The sequence below is a fragment of the Nonomuraea rubra genome (assembly GCF_014207985.1).
Taxonomy (GTDB): Bacteria; Actinomycetota; Actinomycetes; order Streptosporangiales; family Streptosporangiaceae; genus Nonomuraea; species Nonomuraea rubra.
This window is the reverse complement of the sequence record NZ_JACHMI010000001.1, coordinates 1,559,872-1,577,393: the sequence shown is the minus strand read 5'-3', so window position 1 is coordinate 1,577,393 and position 17,522 is coordinate 1,559,872. Positions and strand designations below refer to the sequence as shown.

Annotated in this window: 16 protein-coding genes and 1 pseudogene; 10 read left to right on the top strand and 7 right to left on the bottom strand. The window is 72.3% G+C overall.

Going from position 1 to position 17,522, the window contains the following annotated elements; translation table 11 throughout:
- Positions 1–145 precede the first annotated feature (145 nt).
- Positions 146–1,141, top strand: a complete 996-nt coding sequence (locus HD593_RS07330; protein ID WP_185101439.1) for a DMT family transporter — start codon at positions 146–148, stop codon at positions 1,139–1,141.
- Here the strand turns inward: HD593_RS07330 and HD593_RS07325 are convergent.
- Positions 1,068–2,243 carry an FAD-dependent monooxygenase gene (locus tag HD593_RS07325; protein WP_185101438.1) on the bottom strand — a complete coding sequence of 392 codons (1,176 nt, stop codon included), beginning with the start codon at positions 2,241–2,243 and terminating at the stop codon, positions 1,068–1,070. The genes HD593_RS07330 and HD593_RS07325 overlap by 74 nt on opposite strands.
- A gap of 83 nt (positions 2,244–2,326) precedes the next feature.
- On the opposite strand from HD593_RS07325, the gene HD593_RS07320 reads away from it, so the two are divergent.
- Positions 2,327–2,917 (top strand): TetR/AcrR family transcriptional regulator, encoded by a 591-nt coding sequence (locus HD593_RS07320; RefSeq protein WP_312903386.1) that lies wholly within the window; start codon positions 2,327–2,329, stop codon positions 2,915–2,917.
- Here the strand turns inward: HD593_RS07320 and HD593_RS07315 are convergent.
- Positions 2,884–3,837 carry a TIGR03557 family F420-dependent LLM class oxidoreductase gene (locus HD593_RS07315; RefSeq protein WP_185101437.1) on the bottom strand — a complete coding sequence of 318 codons (954 nt, stop codon included), beginning with the start codon at positions 3,835–3,837 and terminating at the stop codon, positions 2,884–2,886. The genes HD593_RS07320 and HD593_RS07315 overlap by 34 nt on opposite strands.
- 61 nt (positions 3,838–3,898) lie before the next feature.
- Here HD593_RS07315 and HD593_RS07310 point away from each other — a divergent pair, with 61 nt between their 5' ends.
- Together HD593_RS07310 and HD593_RS64240 are read left to right on the top strand one after the other, a co-directional pair.
- Entirely contained in the window at positions 3,899–4,048 is a 150-nt protein-coding gene (locus HD593_RS07310; protein WP_165959640.1) for a GPGG-motif small membrane protein, read from the top strand.
- A gap of 136 nt (positions 4,049–4,184) precedes the next feature.
- Positions 4,185–5,966, top strand: a complete 1,782-nt coding sequence (locus tag HD593_RS64240; protein WP_185101436.1) for a PP2C family protein-serine/threonine phosphatase — start codon at positions 4,185–4,187, stop codon at positions 5,964–5,966.
- Between the two features lie 12 nt (positions 5,967–5,978).
- Here HD593_RS64240 and HD593_RS07300 read toward each other — a convergent pair whose 3' ends face one another.
- From HD593_RS07300 to HD593_RS07290, 3 genes are read right to left on the bottom strand one after another with little or no spacing between them, the layout of a single operon-like run.
- Positions 5,979–6,734 carry a metallophosphoesterase family protein gene (locus tag HD593_RS07300; protein WP_185101435.1) on the bottom strand — a complete coding sequence of 252 codons (756 nt, stop codon included), beginning with the start codon at positions 6,732–6,734 and terminating at the stop codon, positions 5,979–5,981.
- A complete protein-coding gene (locus tag HD593_RS07295) occupies positions 6,718–6,966 on the bottom strand; it encodes a BON domain-containing protein (protein ID WP_080045658.1) in 249 nt (82 codons plus the stop codon). Before HD593_RS07295 ends, HD593_RS07300 begins: the two co-directional genes overlap by 17 nt.
- A gap of 45 nt (positions 6,967–7,011) precedes the next feature.
- The gene (locus HD593_RS07290; protein WP_312903385.1) at positions 7,012–8,040 is read right to left on the bottom strand and encodes a DNA topoisomerase IB; all 1,029 of its coding nucleotides are present in this window, start codon (positions 8,038–8,040) and stop codon (positions 7,012–7,014) included.
- A 54-nt stretch (positions 8,041–8,094) separates the two neighbouring features.
- Between HD593_RS07290 and HD593_RS07285 the strand changes: the two genes are divergently transcribed.
- The 3 genes from HD593_RS07285 to HD593_RS07275 all read left to right on the top strand — a co-directional run bounded on the left by HD593_RS07285 (position 8,095) and on the right by HD593_RS07275 (position 11,294).
- Positions 8,095–8,358 carry a hypothetical protein gene (locus tag HD593_RS07285; RefSeq protein ID WP_185101434.1) on the top strand — a complete coding sequence of 88 codons (264 nt, stop codon included), beginning with the start codon at positions 8,095–8,097 and terminating at the stop codon, positions 8,356–8,358.
- A gap of 7 nt (positions 8,359–8,365) precedes the next feature.
- Entirely contained in the window at positions 8,366–9,379 is a 1,014-nt protein-coding gene (locus HD593_RS07280) for an SDR family oxidoreductase (RefSeq protein WP_185101433.1), read from the top strand.
- Positions 9,380–9,464: 85 nt separating this feature from the next.
- A complete protein-coding gene (locus HD593_RS07275; RefSeq protein WP_246546370.1) occupies positions 9,465–11,294 on the top strand; it encodes a transketolase in 1,830 nt (609 codons plus the stop codon).
- A 433-nt stretch (positions 11,295–11,727) separates the two neighbouring features.
- On the opposite strand, the pseudogene HD593_RS07270 reads toward HD593_RS07275, so the two are convergent.
- Together HD593_RS07270 and HD593_RS07265 are read right to left on the bottom strand one after the other, a co-directional pair.
- Positions 11,728–12,108, bottom strand: a pseudogene (locus HD593_RS07270) (ChaB family protein); the annotation flags it as partial.
- Positions 12,109–12,121: 13 nt separating this feature from the next.
- Positions 12,122–12,403 carry a hypothetical protein gene (locus HD593_RS07265; protein WP_185101432.1) on the bottom strand — a complete coding sequence of 94 codons (282 nt, stop codon included), beginning with the start codon at positions 12,401–12,403 and terminating at the stop codon, positions 12,122–12,124.
- A 38-nt stretch (positions 12,404–12,441) separates the two neighbouring features.
- Here HD593_RS07265 and HD593_RS07260 point away from each other — a divergent pair, with 38 nt between their 5' ends.
- The 3 genes from HD593_RS07260 (at position 12,442) to HD593_RS07250 (ending at position 17,521) form a co-directional block, all read left to right on the top strand.
- Complete coding sequence (locus tag HD593_RS07260) at positions 12,442–12,951, top strand: shikimate kinase (RefSeq protein WP_221524642.1); 510 nt, start codon at positions 12,442–12,444, stop codon at positions 12,949–12,951.
- 48 nt (positions 12,952–12,999) lie between these two features.
- Positions 13,000–13,518, top strand: coding sequence for a GNAT family N-acetyltransferase (locus HD593_RS07255; protein WP_312903384.1), 519 nt, complete (start codon positions 13,000–13,002; stop codon positions 13,516–13,518).
- A gap of 121 nt (positions 13,519–13,639) precedes the next feature.
- The gene (locus HD593_RS07250) at positions 13,640–17,521 is read left to right on the top strand and encodes a protein kinase domain-containing protein (protein WP_185101430.1); all 3,882 of its coding nucleotides are present in this window, start codon (positions 13,640–13,642) and stop codon (positions 17,519–17,521) included.
- Position 17,522: the final 1 nt, after the last annotated feature.

The following is a 17,522-nucleotide window of genomic DNA, read 5'->3' as shown; positions in this document are numbered from 1 at the left end:
TCGGCTCAAGGATGCGCCACATGTTCGTGCAGGTCGGAAGCAACATATGCGGACTTTTCGGCCGAAAGGATGATTCTGGAGGGTCTGCTGCCTCTTAAGCTGGAGCAATGCTCCTGAAAGGATCCCTGCTCCTGCGCGGGCCGCGATGACCTGGGTCGGCATGCTGATCGCCCTGGCCGGAGCGCTGGGATACGCGCTCGGCGCGGCGATGCAACAGTTCGAGGTCGCGGCCGAGGGCGCCTCGCTCAGCCTGGTGAGACGCCCTCGCTGGTGGGTCGGCGGCATCATCTCCTTCAGCGGTGCCTGCCTGCACGCCGTCGCGCTGAGCTTCGCCCCGCTGGTCGCCGTGCAGCCGATCAGCGTCGCGACGCTGGTGTTCGCCGTGCCGCTGGCCGCGTTCATGTACGGGCGCAGGCCGTACCGGGCCGAGATCCTCGGCTCGATCGCGGTGGCCGTCGGCCTGCTCTGGCTCATGCTGCTGGTGCCGGCGCACAACGTGACACCCGTGCTGAGCGACGGCGCGGCGCTGGCCTTCATCGCCGTGATCGCGGCGATCGCGCTGGTCACGCAGGTCATCGCGAGCCGGGTGCACGGGCCGGCGAAGGCCATGCTGCTCTCCGTGGGAGCGGGGGCCGTGACGGCGAGCGTGTCCACGTTCGTACGGGTGGTCGGCGGCGGGATGCAGGGTGACTGGGGGCGGTTGATCCACTGGTTCAGCCTGGCCGTGCCCGTGCTGCTGGTCTGCGCGGTGGTGCTGCTGCAACGCTCGTACGCCGTGGGCTACTTCGGCATCGCCTACGCCGGAGTGCAGGTCATCGACCCCATCACCTCCGTGCTGGCAGGAGCGATCCTGCTCGGCGAGCCGCTGCCGACCTCGCCCTCGACGGCCGTGCCCGCCATACTGGCCGCCGCGCTGACGATCGGCGGCACGATCACGCTCGGCCGGCTCGCGCCCGACCATCACCCCAAACCGGCACCGGCAGGGTCGCCCAAGCCGCCGGTCCCGCTGGAGCGCCCGGCGGCGGAGCCGGTCAGCGTGCAGGCGAGCCTTCAGACCACCACGCAGGTCACCGTCCAGCCTCCGCCGGTGGACGCCAGCCCAGCACCTCGTCCATCGACCGCAACATCAGATCTGGGCTGAGCCGCGCCGCGGCCGACAGCCCGAAGTCGCGCAGCCCCACCGCCAGCGGATTGCGGAGCTTGCTCATGCGGCACAGGGTCCAGGAGCGCTGGACGATCTTCGCGGTCCGCTCCACGCGCGCGGCGCTGTAGGCCGCCAGCGCGCCCCCGGGCAGCGCGCCGCCCGAGGCGTGACCGGCGTGGTGGCCCGCGTGGTGGGCCAGGACCACCCCGTCCTCGATCGCCTGGCAGGCGCCCTGCCCGAGGTTCGGCGTCATCGCGTGCGCGGCGTCGCCGACCAGGGCGACACTCCCCCGGTGGAAGGCGGGCAGCGGCTCGGCGTTGTAGTGGACGTCGTTGCGGATGATGCGGGCCGGATCGGCCGCCCGCAGCAGGGCCGGGATCGGGTCGTGCCAGTCTCCGAACCTGCGCAGCAGCTCCGCGCGCTCGTCCGCGTGCACGGTGCCGGCGGGCAGCACGTCGGTGGCGTAGAAGTAGACGACGTCGCCGGCCAGCAGGTGGATGCCGAACACCGTGCCCCGGCCCCAGCTCTCGGAGCGCGGGATCTCCAGCCCGCCGCGCGGGACGAGCCCGCGCCAGGCCGTCACCCCCGAGTACACCGGCCCCGGGTGCGCGGGGAAGAGCGTGCGCCGGACGGCCGAGTTGATCCCGTCGGCGCCCACGACGAGGTCGGCGTCCAGATCGCCCGCGTCGGTCCGTACGAGGCCCTTGTCCGGGTCCACCTCGGTGACGGTCGTGCCCAGGTGCAGGTGCTCGCGGCCGAACGCGTCCATGAGCACCTCCATCAGCGTGGCCCGCGACATGAGCACCACCGAGTCGCCGTACTTGGCGTCCGCGACGGCCTCGGTGGTGTGCGTCAGCCACCTCCCGTCCGACCGGCGCAGGCCGAACCGGCCCTCCACGGTGGCCAGCTCCCTGACCCGGTCCCCGACACCGATGACGTCGAGCGCCTTGAGCGCGTTGGCCGCGATCGCCAGCCCCGACCCGACCGGCTCGATCACGGGAGCGCGCTCCAGCACGGTCACCTCCCACCCCTTGCGCCGCAGCGCCGCCCCGGCGGCCAGCCCGCCGACGCCTCCGCCGATCACCACAGCCCTTGCCATCTCGGCCTCTCCTTCACTACGTCTGTAGTGTCACCATACTACGCCTGTAGTTCGGTATCACTACCGCTGTAGTATCGGGTTCCGTGAAGCGCTCCGACCTCGTCGCCGACACGGCCATCACCCTGCTCGCCGAGCGGGGCATGCGCGGGCTCACCCACCGGGCCGTGGACGAGGCGGCGGACCTGCCGCCCGGCTCCACGTCCAACCTCGCCCGCACCCGCGCGGCGCTGCTGGAGCTGACGCTGTCCCGGCTCACCGAGCTGGAGACCCTGGCCCTGGCCGGGGCGTACGGCAGCGGCCCCGACGAGCCGGACCTGCCCGCGCGCATGGCGCAGGCGCTGCACGTCCAGCTCACGGACCGGCGCCGCACGCTGGCCCGCTACGAGCTGGCCCTGGAGGCGACCAGGCGGCCGGAGCTGCGCAGGATCTACGACGAGGCCGGGCGGCGCTTCCGCGACCCGGCCGTCGCCATGCTGGCGGCCCTGGGCTCCACCGACCCGGTACGGCACGCGCGCACCCTGGTGGCGTTCGCGGACGGGCTGCTGTTCGACGCCATCGCCGGGGCGGGCAGCGTGCCCACGCCGGAGGAGCTGGAGGTCGCGCTGAGGGAGCTGCTGGCGGGCATGCTGCGGCCCGGCGGTCAGCGGACCAGCGGCAGGACCTCGCGCCGGTAGAAGTCGAAGAACGCGTCCTGCCCGGTCCCGATCTGGTTGACGTAGACCTCGTCGAACCCGGCGTCCACGTACTCCCTGATGGCCTGGGCGTGCACCTCGGGGTCGGGGCCGACCGGGCTGCCGGCGACGGCCTCGTCCTCCGTCACCATTCCCGCGAGCTGCTCGAAGTGCCGGGGCAGCGGCAGGAGCTGCGACGCCTCGCCCTTGACGCCCTGCGTGGGCCACAGGCGGTGCACGGTCCTGCGGGCCTCGGCCTCGTCGGGGGCGTAGCAGGCCTTGAGCCCGCCGAGCGCGGGCTTGCCGGCGCCGCCCGCGTCGCGGAAGGCGCGTACGGCATGGGCGTCCGGCGCGACCGAGACGTACCCGTCGCCCAGCCGCCCGGCCAGCGACGTGGACTTCTCGCCCAGCCCCGACACCAGGATGGGCGCCGGCTCGTCGGGCAGCGTGTAGAGCCTGGCGGTGTCCACGCGGTAGTGGCGGCCCCGGTGGGTGACCAGCTTCCCCGTGAACAGCTCGCGCATCAGCCCGATCGCCTCCTCCAGCATCTCCAGCCGCTCGCTCAGCGGCGGCCAGCGGGATTCGATCACGTGCTCGTTGAGCGCCTCTCCGGTGCCCACGCCGAGCCGGAACCGGCCGCCGGTGAGCGCGGCCGTGGTGGCGGCGGCGTGGGCGATCACCACCGGATGCGTACGGATCAGGGGGCAGGTCACGGCGGTGGTGATGGGCAGGGACGTGGCCTCGGCCAGCGCGCCGATCACCGACCAGACGAACGGCGCCTCCCCCTGCGCGTCCAGCCAGGGGTGGAAGTGGTCGGAGATCCACAGGGCCTCGAAGCCGGCGCGTTCGGCGGCCTTGGCCTGACGCACCAGCTCTCCGGGGCCGTGTTCCTCGCACGACAGGAAATAACCGAAGGTCGTCATGAACTTTTCCTGCCCTGAACGCTTATGTTATGCGGCGCTTCCTGAGGGCAGATGCCAGCGCATGGCTACTTTGCTCTGGATCATCGCAGTAATTCTCGTCATCTCCGGGATCTATGTGATCCTGGCCCGGCGCGACCTGCTCTGGGGGATCGTGCTCATCGTCCTCGGTTTCCTGGTCGGGCCTGGCGGGGTCAGTATCTTCAATGTCTAGGGGCGCCGTTCGATCCGTTCATCGCCCCTTCTCCGCCGCTGGGCCGATCCCCGAGAACGGTCCAGCGGCCGCTACGTTTTGCTGAAATATCGCCGGTGACGCTCCTCGATTCCCGCCCGCCGGGCATGAGGAGCGTGTGAGTAGATTTCCGCCGTTCAGCCGCTACGAGTCAGGCGCTGTCTCGGCGAGGCTGCGCGACCTGCTCGTACGGCTGCGCCTGCACATGCGTGACGAGGCCATCCTCGACGAGGCCGTCGCCCGGCTCGCCACGGAGCTGAACGTGCGGCCGGGCGAGGCGGCCGAGCGGCTCTCCAGGATGGCCCGGCACAGCGGCCTGGACCTCGTCGAGGTGGCCAAGGGCATCGAGCGCCCCCCTGACGAGCCCAGGCAGCCGCTGCACGTGCCCGGCTGGGTGACCGGCATGCTGGAGGCCGTCCACGCCTCCGCGCTCTACCTCACCCCCGTCAAGGACGCCACGGGCCGCGTCGTGGACTTCCTGATCCTCGCCGCCAACCGGCACGCCAGGACGGTGGCCGGGCGTACCGCCTCCGAGCTGGCCGGGCACCGGCTCCTGGCGGCCAGCCCCGGCATGGCCGGCTCGGGACTGCTGGACGACTACATCGGCGTCTTCGAGTCCGGCGAGCCCATCCACCGGGAGGGGCTGGAGTTCGTGGAGGTGCTCGACTACCTGGTCTGGCCGGCCACGCTCAACGTGCGCGCGGCCCGCGTGGACGAAGGGCTGCTGGTGAGCTGGCGCGCCATGGACGACGAGGAGCTGCTCGTCTCCGGCTGGCAGCGCGCGCAGCGCCTGGCCCAGCTCGGCTGGGGCGAGTGGAACCTGGCCACGCAGCGCGCGTTGTGGACTCCCGAGATGTACGAGATGTTCGGCCGCGAACGCGACGCGGGGCCGATGCCGCTGGAGGAGCTGCCGGCCGTGGTGGTGCCGGACGACCTGCCGATCGTCGAGGACCAGATCCGTTCCCTGCTGGAGCACAGGGAGGCGGTCGAGACGGAGTTCAGGATCCAGCACCGGTACGGGGTGCGGCACCTGTGCGTGTTCGGCGAGCCGATACTCGACGCCGACGGCGTGCCGGTCAAGGTGCGCTGCCTGGCCCAGGACGTGACGAAGAACCGGCGCAGGGAACGCGCCCTGGCGGTGGCGCACGAGCAGGCGACCAGGCAGCGCGAGCGGGCCGAGGAGGAGCACCGGGTCACCGTCCAGCTCCAGAACACGATCCTGCCGATCCGCCGCGGCCTCATCCACCTGCCCGGGCTGACCGTCGGCGTGCGTTACCTGCCCGGCGAGGAGCTGATCCGGCTCGGCGGCGACTGGTTCAAGGCCCGCCTCATCCCCGACGGCAGGGTGCTGCTCGCCATCGGCGACGCCATGGGCCATGGGCTGACCGCCACCGGCATCATGTTGCAGATGCGCTCGGGGCTGGCCGGGCTGGCCTACACGCAGGCCTCCGCCGACCGGCTCGCCACCTGGCTGAACGACCTGATCGTGCACTCCAACGAGGGCATCACCGTGACCGGGACCGCCGTCATCGGCCACTTCGACCCGCAGGACTGCACGTTCCGCTGGACGAACGCCGGCCATCCCGCCCCGCTGCTGATCAGGGACGGCCGGGCGGAGCAGATCGACGGCGCGCAGGGGATGATGCTCGGCGCGTTCGACGTGACCGAGTACCAGCTGACGACCACGCGGCTCCGGTCGGGCGACGTCCTGCTGCTCTACACCGACGGGATCGTCGAGCGGCGCGGGCGGGACCTGGAGGCGGGGGTGGAGGCCCTGGTCCAGGCCACGGACTTCTGCGCCGACGACGACCCGGAGCAGATGATCAACTGCCTGCTCACCCGGCTGGGCGGCGACGCGGCCGAGGACGACGTGTGCGTGCTCGCCGTACGGGTGCTCTAGCGGGGCCCGCGGCTAGTGCTCGTGCAGCAGCATGTCGTCGGAGCAGTTGAGGCAGTACACGCTGTACGCCCTGCCGAGCACCGGCAGCGCCACGTTGCGCACCCGGATGCCGCCGGGCGTCATGCCCTTCTCGCTGCCCTTGTGTGCGTGCCCGTGCAGGATCAGGTCGGCGCCGGCCGTGTCGACCGCCTCCGCCAGCAGGTAGCTGCCGAGGAAGGGGTAGATCTCGTGCGGCTCGCCCTCCAGCGTCTCCTTGATCGGTGAGTAGTGCGACAGCACCACCCGGTGGTCGGCGACGATCTCCTTCAGCGCCACCTTCCACGCCTCGGCGATGTAGCGCGTGTGGGAGACGAAGTTCTTGATCTCGCGCTCGCCGAACTCGCTGGCGCACTTGCCCGCGAACCCGCCGCCGAACCCCTTCCCGCCGACGACGCCCAGCTTCTTGTCGCCGCACTGGACCACGACGCCGTCGTCGTCGAGCACGATGACGCCGGCGTCACGCAGCTCGCCGGCGATCTCGTACTGCAGGTCGGAGTGATAGTCGTGGTTGCCGAGCACCGCGACGACCGGGATCGGCAGCCCGCGCACCTCGTCGGCCACCACCCGGCCCTCCTCCAGCGTGCCGTGCCTGGTGAGGTCCCCCGCCAGCATGAACACGTCCGCGCGGTCCTCGATGCCTTCGAGCTTCTTCCTGTACTGGCCTCTGACGTCCTCGCCGAGGTGGATGTCCCCCACGGCGGCTATGCGCAGGTCAGTCAAGATGCTCATCCTCCCCTGGCGCGGTCGCCTCAACGACGTTGATCTCGTTGTGCACATGGAGCTCGGGCGCGACCTCGTGCGCCACCTGGCCGAGCCGCTCGCGCTGCTCGGCCCCGCTCACCTGTCCGCGCAGGAAAAGCTGGTCGCCTCTGATGTCGACGCGAATTCCGAGCTCGTGCGTGCGTCCGTCCTCGGCCAGCGCCTGCTGGACACGGGCCGCGACGTACTGCGGAGCTTCCATCGCTCGCCTCCTTCTTCTGTCGGCGCATGCCCGGGTTCGAACAGCTCAAACGGCACGAATCAGCTCGATGACCGCCCGTTCGACGGGGCCCGCCGTGGCGAGCTGCCCGAAATCCGCATCCGCCCCGAGCTCCGTCAGGGCCGCCGCGATCGTCCTGTCCTGGTCGTACGCCTCCACCACGCGCGGATCCACGTACGACGCCCGCGCCACCGTCGGCGTGTTGCCGAGATACTCGGACACCTCGCGCATCACCCGCGTGACGGCGCGTTTCTTGCTGGTGACGCCCGCGCGCGCCGGCCGGGACACCGCGAGGCCCACCGCCGCCAGGACGGTGGCGTGCCAGGTGCGGAAGTCCTTGGCCGTGACCTCGTAGCCGATGATCTCGCGCAGATAGTCGTTGATGTCCTCGCTCCTGATGTCGCTCCACCCGCCCTGGTGCCGGTAACGCAGCAGCTCGCCGTCCACGCCCAGCGCCTTGAGCGAGCGCAGCACCTTGCACGCGGCCGGGTCGGCCACCTCCACCTCGCGCGCCACGTCGCCCTTGGCCTGGTAGGAGCAGACGACCAGGCCGCCCGAGCAGGTGACGTGCTCCATCCTGAGCGTGGCCAGGCCGTAGGTGTCGTAGCTCTCGCCGCCGATGCGGAAGAAGCCGATGTCGAGCAGCCTGGCCGCGGCGGCCAGCACCCGCTGCCTGGTCAGCCCGCGGCCCTGGAGCTGGTCGTCCACGGCCTTCCTGAACGCGGGCAGCCGCTCGGCCACCTCCAGCACCCGGTCGAACTTGGCCCGGTCCTGCTGCTCGCGCCACAGGTCGTGGTAGCGGTACTGCCGCCGGCCCGCGGAGTCCGTGCCGACGGCCTGGAGGTGCCCTCTGGGCGACGTGCAGATCCACACGTCCTGCCAGGCAGGGGGGATCGCCAGCGCCCTGATCCGGGCGAGCGTGGCCGCGTCGCGCACCGGGCGCCCGTCGGGGCGCTCGTAACCGAACCCGCGCCCGCGCCGCCGCCGCACGATGCCCGGCTCGCTCTGGTCGCTGGGGTGCAACTCCTCGTCCGTACGTCGATCTCGCTCGGGCACGCAGGCGGGCTACCCCGGACGTTAGGCGGCAAACGGTACGGGCAGGTGAGCCGCATGTCTGACAACGGAGAATGGCGAGAGGAACGGGATCGCAGCGGCCACGCCATGGTGCCCGCCACCCCGCGTGACTACATGCACATCAGGGTGGGCTCCTTCATCCTGGTGTTCCTGTTCGCGTTCGCGGTCCTGGGGCTCCTCACCGGGGCGGTGCTCATGACGGTCATCGCCGTCGGGCTGGCCATCGCCACGGCGGTCGACATCGTCCTGGCCGTACGGCGCCAGAAGCAGCGGCGAGGACCGGACAGAGAGGCGGGCTGATCACGACATGGCACCACTTCGTGGACGCGTGGTAGTGGTGACGGGCGCGAGCGGCGGGGTCGGGCGCGCGGTGGTACGCGAGCTCGGCGCGCAGGGAGCCAAGGTGGCGCTGATCGCCCGCGGCACGGCCGGCCTGGGCGCGGCCGCCGTGGACGTCGGGGTGGAGGGCGGCACGGGGCAGGTGTACGAGGCCGACGTGGCCGACTACGAGCAGGTACGCGCCGCGGCCGAGCGCATCGAGAAGGAGATGGGGCCGATATCCGTCTGGATAAACACCGCCTTCTCCTCTGTCTTCGCCAAATTCACTGATATTTCCCCAGATGAGTACGAACGCACCACCGCTGTGACCTACCTCGGCTACGTCTGGGGCACCAAGGTCGCCCTCGACCTGATGCGGCCGCGCAACGCCGGCGCCATCGTCCAGACCGGATCCGCCCTGTCACAGCGCGGCATCCCCCTGCAATCGGCCTACTGCGGGGCCAAGCACGCCATCAAGGGCTTCACCGAGTCGGTGCGCACCGAGCTCATGTCCGACGGCAGCGGCGTCCGGATCACCCTCGTCCAGCTCCCGGCGGTCAACACCCCCCAGTTCGACTGGGTCCTGAGCAAGCTGCGCCGGCACCCCCAGCCGGTCCCTCCCATCTACCAGCCCGAGGTGGCGGCGCGGGCGATCGTGTACGCCGCCACGCATCCGGAGCGCAAGGAGTACTGGGTCGGCACCAGCACGGTGGCCACCCTGCTCGCCCAGCGCGTCGCGCCCGCCCTGGTGGACCGGTATCTGGCCAGGACGGGCACGCAGTCGCAGGTGACGGACGAGAAGGCGCCCACCGGCGTGGCAAACCTGTGGGAGCCCGCCGACGACAGCTCCGACTACGGGGCGCACGGGTCGTTCGACCACCGCTCGCACGGGCGCAGCCCGCAGGTCTGGCTCTCGCAGCACCGGCTGCCCGTCCTGCTCGGCCTCGCCGGCGGCGCCGCCGCGGCGGCGCTCACCGCCGTACGGCGGGCCCGCCGGGCCTGACCTCCCAGCCCCGCCCGCCCCGGCGCGGCCCGCGTTAAGCGGCTTCGCCGGGGTAGACGGGGCTGAAACCATCTCAGGGGAGGTCATGATGCCTGACCGCGATCTTCAGTACCTGGCCGAACTGGCGGCGCAGTTGCGGGTGGACTCCGTACGGGCGGCGGCGGAAGCAGGTTCCGGCCACCCGACCTCGTCCATGTCCGCGGCCGACCTGATGGCCGTGCTGTTCGCGTGCCACCTCCGCTACGACTTCGACGACCCGGACAACCCGGCCAACGACCACCTGATCTTCTCCAAGGGACACGCCTCGCCTCTGCTCTACTCGCTCTACAAGGCGGCCGGCGTGATCAGCGACGAGGAGCTGCTGTCGTTCAGGCGAAGAGGCAGCCGCCTGGAGGGCCATCCCACGCCCCGGCTGCCCTGGGTGGACGTCGCCACCGGGTCGCTGGGGCAGGGGTTGCCCGTTGGGGTGGGGGTGGCGATGGCCGGGCGGCTGGAACGCATGCCGTACCGGGTCTGGGTGTTGTGCGGCGACAGCGAGCTGGCCGAGGGCTCCATCTGGGAGGCGGCCGAGCACGCGGGCGGCGAGGGGCTGGCGAACCTGACCGCCATCGTGGACGTGAACCGCCTCGGCCAGCGCGGCCCCACCAGGCACGGCTGGGACACCGGGGCGTACGCGCGCAGGTTCGGCGCGTTCGGCTGGCACACGATCGAGATCGACGGGCACGACCCCGGCCAGATCGACTACGCCCTGGGCGACGCCTGCAACACGCGGCGGCGGCCGACCGTGATCCTGGCCAAGACCCGCAAGGGCGAAGGGGTCCTGGAGGTGGAGAACCGCGAGGGCGCCCATGGCAAAGCGCTGAAGGACCCGGGCAAGGCCGTCGAGGAGCTGGGCGGGGCCAGGAGCGTGCGGGTCGAGGTGCACAGGCCGGAGCCGGGCGCGGCGCCGTTCCGGTTCGGGAGCAACGGGATGAAGGCGCCGTCGTACCCGGTGGGTGAGAAGGTGGCGACGCGGACGGCGTACGGGGCGGCGCTGGCGGCGCTCGGCTCGGCGCGCGGGGACGTGGTGGCGCTGGACGGCGAGGTGGCGGACTCGACGAAGACGGAGACGTTCGGCAAGGAGCATCCCGAGCGGTTCTTCGAGATGTACATCGCCGAGCAGCAGCTCGTCGCGGCGGCCGTCGGGCTGCAGGTGCGAGGCTGGAAGCCGTACGCGGCCACGTTCGCGGCGTTCCTGACCAGGGCGCACGACTTCATCAGGATGGCGGGCGTGAGCGGGGCGGACATCCGGCTGGTCGGCTCGCACGCCGGGGTGGCGATCGGCGAGGACGGGCCCTCCCAGATGGGCCTGGAGGACCTGGCGATGATGCGGACGGTGCACGGCAGCACCGTGCTCTACCCGTGCGACGCCAACCAGACGGCGGCCCTGATCGGCGAGATGGCGGACCTGGAGGGCGTGTCCTACCTGCGGACCACGCGGGGCGACACGCCGGTGATCTACCAGCCGGGTGAGCGGTTCTCGGTGGGCGGGTCGCGGGTGCTGCGGCACACGCCCGGCGACCGGGCCACGATCGTGGCGGCGGGCGTCACCGTGCACGAGGCGCTGGCGGCGGCCGACGGTCTCCAGGCGGACGGCATCCCCGTGGGGGTGATCGACCTGTACTCCATCAAGCCCGTCGACACGGCGGCGCTGGTCGAGGCGGCGACCACCACCGGCAACCTGATCACGGTGGAGGACCACCGGATCGAGGGCGGGCTGGGCGACGCGGTGATGGACGCGGTGAGCGAGCTGGGGCCGCGGGTGGTGAAGCTGGCCGTGACCGACCTGCCCGGGTCCGCGACGCCGCAGGAGCAGCTGGCCGACGCCCGGATCGACCGCCACGCCATCGCCGACGCCGTCAAGCGGCTGGTGTGAGGCGGGGGTGGCGGGCATGAGTGAGGGCCGGCGATCCGGATAGATCGGCGGCCCTCTGGTCGGTGGCGGATGTGGCCCCGTCCTGTCAGCGGGACTTCCTCGCCGTGGAGCTCTTCTTGGAAGCGGACTTCGTCCTGGACGCCGATTTGGGCGCCGGCTTCGACTTGGAGGCCGACTTGGGCGCCGACTTCACCTTGGACGTCGTCCTGGTGCCGGACCTCGACGAGGTGGCCGCCCTCGTACCGGACTTGGTACCCGACTTGGTGCCCGACTTGGTGCCCGAAGACTTCGTGCTCGAAGACTTCGTGGCCGTGGACCTGGTGCTCGAAGACCTCGTGCTCGAAGACTTCGCGGCCGAGGACCTCGTGCTCGTGGACTTCGTGCCGTTGGACTTCGTGCCGTTGGACTTCGTGCCGTTGGACTTCGCGCTCGGGCGGGACTTCGCCGTGGCGGTCCTGTTGGCCTTCTTGATGGCGCCGACCAGTTCCTGCTTGGTCATCTTCGACCGGCCGGTCACCCCCAGCTTCGCGGCCACCTTCTGCAGGTGTTCCTTGCTGGCGTTGGCGTCCACGCCCTCGGCCGTCCGGCCGGAGCGGTCGGTGGCGCCCTTGTCGGAAGGGCCCTTGCCGTTCTTCGACTCCCAGTGGTCTCCCACCTTCTCGAAGGAGTGTTTCAGCGCGGCGAACGCGGTCATGTGGGCGCGCCGCCCCTCGCCGTACTCCTTGACGGCCGAGTCGTGCGCCTTGATCCACGTGTTCTGCGCCTTCTTCGGAGAACGCTTGATGGTCGACGGCAGCTCTTCAACAGCTGGCATGTCGGTTCACCTCCTACAGCGGTGGTTCGTCGTAGTGGCGGCGCTCCTCGTAGACCGTGGTCCTACGGGCCTCGGGCTCCTCGTAGACCTCGTGACGGTGCACCGGCTCGTCGATCGGGCCGACCGCCCGGCGCGTGACGGTGATCCTGTATATGCCGAACAGGAGCCCGACCAGGCCACCGAGCATGAGGATGACGCCCACTACGTTGATGTCGAGGCCGGCGAGGTCGAACTCGACGGCCCAGGTGAGGATCGCACCGAGCATGATGAGGATGATGCTTCCGGCGATGGTCATCAGATTTACCTCCTTGACACGAAGGAACCTCTATCCACATGTCGAAAAACAAACCAGTCGTGATGATCGGGCTCATGGGCGCGGGTAAGACGACGTCCGGCCGCTTGATCGCGGAGGCGCTCGGGCTGCCGTTCACCGACAGCGACGGGTACCTCCAGGACAAGTACGGCGCCCCCTCCGCGCCGATCGCCGCCCGCGAGGGCAGGGAAGCGCTGCACCGGTACGAGGCCGAGCACGTGCTGGAGGGGCTGGCGGGCGAGCCGAAGGTGATCGCCGCGGCGGCCAGCGTGATGGAGAACGCCGAGGTGCGCGCGGCGTTGCGCCAGGCGTTCGTGGTCTGGGTGGACGCCGACGACGAGGTGCTGGCCGAGCGCATGCGCACCAGCAAGCACCGGCCCGACTACGACCCGAAGGAGATGCGGGCCCGCCGCGAGGCGTACTTCCGCGAGGCGGCGGACGTCATCTGCGACGTCGGCGTGCTCACCCCGGAGCAGGTACGCGACGCGGTGCTGCGCAAAATGGGTTTGCCCCGCGTTGATCGAGACTGATAGCCAGAAAGGATGTTCGCCGAGAAACCCACACTGAAGGGTGCGCGCGTGACGCTGCGCCCGGTCGGTCCCGAGCACGTCGAGGGACTGCTGGAACTGGTCTCCGACCCTGACGTGCGCCGGCTGACGGGCTCGCACGCCGGGTTCGACCCCGACCAGCTCCGCGTGTGGTACGCCACGCGCGGCGACCACCCCGACCGGCTCGACCTGGCGATCATGGCGGACGACGAGTACGTCGGCGAGGTGGTGCTCAACGAGCTGGACACCGCCAACCTGTCGTGCAACCTGCGCATCGGCCTGATCGGCCCCCGCGTGTTCGGCAAGGGCTACGGCAGCGAGGCGATCGAGCTGGTGCTCCGCCACGCCTTCGAGACCACGCCGCTGCACCGGATCAGGCTGGGCGTCTACGCCTTCAACGAGCGGGCGCGGCACGTCTACAAGAAGCTGGGGTTCGTGGAGGAGGGCGTCGAGCGCGACGCGCTCCTGTGGGACGGGGAGTGGCACGACTGCGTGCTCATGGCCGTGCTCCGGCACGATTGGCGGGCCGCTTCGCGAAGCCTGGCATAATGATCATGACGCGCGGGTCCCCCGAGGCGCGCGGGGGACCTGTGGCGTCCCTCCCGGAAACGTGGTCCCGGACAACCAATGGGCGGTGTCGTGCATCTAAGCTCCAGTGACGATGCGCTTGGTGCCCGGTGACCCAGAAAGGCTTGGCGGCTATTGGCCGGCCGCCAGGCTGGGCGCCGGCGGGCGCGGTGTCGTCTACGACGCCTACGACGACGAGGGCCGCAGGTTCGCGGTCACGGTGCCGCGGGGCGAGGTCGGGCACCGGTACGAGCGGGTGACCTGCCGCCATCTGGCGGAGGTGGTCGCCGTCGGGTCCGACGGAGGCGTCCCGTACGTGGTGAGCGAGTTCGTCGACGGGCCCGACCTGCGGCAGGCCGTCGCGCTGCACGGGCCGTACACGGGTGACGAGCTGGTCGCGCTGGCCGGGGCGCTGGCGGAGGTGCTGCGCGCGCTGCACGAGGCGGGGCTGACCCATCGGGGGCTGAACCCGGAGAGCGTGCTGCTGGCCGACGACGGGCCCAAGGTGATCGAGCTGGGGCTGCCGGTGTCCGGGCCGGTGGGCGCGTACACGTACCAGGCGCCCGAAATGCTGACCGGCCAGGCGGCCGGGTCGGCGGCGGACGTGTTCGCGTGGGGCGCGGTGGTGCTGTTCGCGGCGACCGGGCACGACCCGTTCCGCGGGGAGAGCCTCGGCGGCATCATGCACCGGCTGCTGACCGTCGATCCCGACGTGAGCTGCCTGCCCGACTCCCTGTGCGAGCTGGTCGGGCGGGCGCTGGCCAAGGACCCCGCCGACCGTCCCACGGCGGCCGAGCTGCTGGTGGACGGCGGCGCCGAGCTGCGCCCGCCGCCCGCGTACGTGCGGCAGCGGTCGCTGGGCGAGGTGGCCGAGGAGGTGTACGCGGGGCTCACGCCCGCGCAGCAGCAGGAGGTGCCCGGCCTGCTGCTGCGCCTGCTCGACGGCGACACCCCGCACGACGAGGGCGACGTGCTGCGGCCGCTCATGGAGGCCGGGCTGCTGGTACGCCGCAGCGTACGCGTGCCGGGGGTGGAGACCGCCGTCGGCAGGCTCGTGGCCGTCAGCGACGACCGGGTCGCGCCGGCCAGCGCCGCGCTCTACCGGGCCTGGCCGCGGCTGCGCGGCTGGGTGGCCGACGAGCGCGAGGGCATGCTGGTGCACCGCCGCATCCGCGAGGCCGCCAGGCACTGGTCGGAGCACCGGCGCGGGCGTGGCCACCTGCTGCGCGGGCAGGAGCTCGACACGGCGCTCGGCTGGGCCGCGACCAAGCGCCGCCACGTGCGGCTGAACCAGCTAGAACGCGACTTCGTCAACGAGAGCGTGGCCCTGTCCAAGCAGCGCAGGAAGCTGCTCGTGCCGTCGCTGGCGACGGTGGCGGCGGTGCTGGCGGTGGCGGTCACGATGACCGTCGTGGCCGTTCACGGGCAGAACGACCTGCGCGAGCGCCTTCTCGAGGCCGACGCCCGCGCCGTGGCCGCCAGGGCGGAGTCGCTGCGCACCTCCGACCCGCGTACCGCGATGCGGCTGAGCGTGGCCGCGTGGCGGCTGGCGCCGGTCTTCGAGGCGCGGGCGGCGCTGCAGGCCTCGCTGGTGCAGCCGGAGCTGGCCGTGTTCACCGATCCCGGGGCCGACGCGCGGGCCCGGTACCTGCTGCGCGGCGACACGCTGGTCAGGTGGGACACCGGTGCGCTCACCGTCTGGGACGTGCGGTCGAGGCGGCGGGCGGTGACGTACGCGCTGCCTGCCGGGGTGACGGCGCTGAGCGACGACGGGCTGTACGCGGACGTGAGCGGCGCCGGGCCGATCGACGTGACCACCGGGCGCGCGCCCGCCGCCGGCGTCTACACGATCAGCCGGGGGAACAGGACGCGGGTCTACCAGGGGACGCGCGTGCTGTTCGACGTGACGGACGCGAAGGTGGCGCTGTCGCCCGACGGGACGCGGGCGGCCGTCTCGCGGCCGGCCGGGCGGGTCGAGCTGTGGAACCTGGCTGCGCGCCGCACCAGGACCGGGGTGGTCGAGGTCGAGCCGCTCACGGGCGCTGACGCGGCCGCCCCCGCCGTGGCCTTCAGCCCCGACGGGCGCATGCTGGCGGTGGCGGGGCGCGACGGGGTGACGCTGGTGGGGGCCGGGGGCAGTCGGTCGCGTACGGGGGCCGAGGAGACGTTCGGCGCGGCCGTGGAGCCGGGCCCCGACACCCCCGCCGACCTCGCCGGCAGCCCGGCGCCCGCGCCGACCACCGCCGCGCAGAGCCCGGGCGTGCTCGCGCTCCCCACCCCCGCCCAGACCTCGGCCCCGTCCCCCGCGACTACCGCCTCGCAGGCCCCCGCGGCGGGCACGCCCGAGAGCACGACCGGGCCTGACCGGGTCGAGACCTTCAGCACCGACGGCGGCCGGACCACCGAGCCGCAACCCCGCACGACCGCCCAAACGGGCACCACGCAACCGCAGTCCCGCACGACCGCCCAAACGGGCACCACGCAACCGCAGTCCCGCGCAACCTCCGGGGCGGGCACCGCTCAACCACAGGTCCGCACGACCGCCCAGGCGGGCACCGCTCAACCACAGGCCAGCATGACCGCCGGGGCGGGCACCGCTCAGCCGCAGGCCCGCGCGACCGGAGCGCAGCGGGGGGACGCCGACGAGGCGGGTGCCGGGCGGCCCGGCAGCGGTGATCCGCAGTCAGGGCAAGCCCGTGACGGCGAGGCGACGCGGACCGGCCAGGCTGCCCGGCCGGGCGACGGCACCGGGGACGCGCCGGGCACGGGCCGGGAGCGCGAGGCCGGGCAGCCCGAGGACGGGGCCGGTCCGCCGGAGGACGGGGCGTGGGGTGTCGAGGTCGTGGACGGGCTGGAGACGACCCCGGGCGCGTCGGCGGGCCCGCTGGTCTTCAGCCCCGACGGCCGCCTGCTGGCACTCCCCGGCGACGGCGAGGTACGCGTCTGGAACGTCGCCGAGCGCCGCCTGGCCGGTTCCTACCCCCTCCAGGACCCCGGCCACGGCCTGGCCTTCTCCTCGGACGGCCGCCAGCTGCGCTACCTCAGCGGCACCGGCTCCGTCGTCTCGCTCGACGTGTCCGGCCTGCCGGCGCCGTCCGACGACGGGCACGTCGCCGCGTTCTCCGGCAACGGCCGGGTCGCCGCCAAGGAGGTCGGCAACGCCATCGAGCTCACCGACACCGAGGAACGCAGGAAGCTGGGCCGCATCGCGGCGGCCGGCGACCTGGCGTTCGACGCGGGCGGGCGGCTGCTGGCGGTGGCGGGCGACCCGGTGACCGTATGGGAGGTGGCCGGAGGCAGGCAGGTGTCCGCGATCGACGCGGGCGGCGACGTGCCCGCCGTGGCGCTCTCCCCCGACGGCGGCACCCTGGCCACCGCCCGCAGGACGCTGCTGGAGACGTGGGAGGTGCGCACCGGGCGCCGGATCAAGGCGTACGCGGGCGCGGGCGACCTGGCGCTGGCCTTCAGCCCCGACGGCTCCACGCTGGCCGCCGGCCCGAACCTGCTCGACCTGCCCACCGGCCGGATCACCCCGCTCGACCTGGCCGATGGAGCCGCCCCGACGGCGCTGGCCTTCTCCCCCGACGGCGGCAGGCTGGCGATCGCGCTGGACGCCGGCCGGGTGCTGCTGTGGGACGTGCACGAGCGCGAGCCCATCGGCACGATCGAGACCGGCTCCGCCCCGGTGGACGAGCTGCGCTTCTCCCCCGGCGGCGACCTGCTGGCCGTGGACGCCGGCCGTACCTCGCTCTGGGACACCGCGGCGCTGCGCGAGGTCGGCCAGGTCGGTTCGTGGGCCTCCGGGCCAGCCTTCAGCCAGGACGGCAGGCGGCTGCGCGGGGTCACGCTCGACGGGACCGTACGGGAGGTCGCGGTGGACCCGGGGCTGACGGCGCGCGAGGTGTGCGCGCGGGCGGGCGGTGCGCTGAGCAGGGCGGAGTGGGCGCGCCTCATCCCGGAGAGCGGCTACCAGGAGAGTTGCTGAC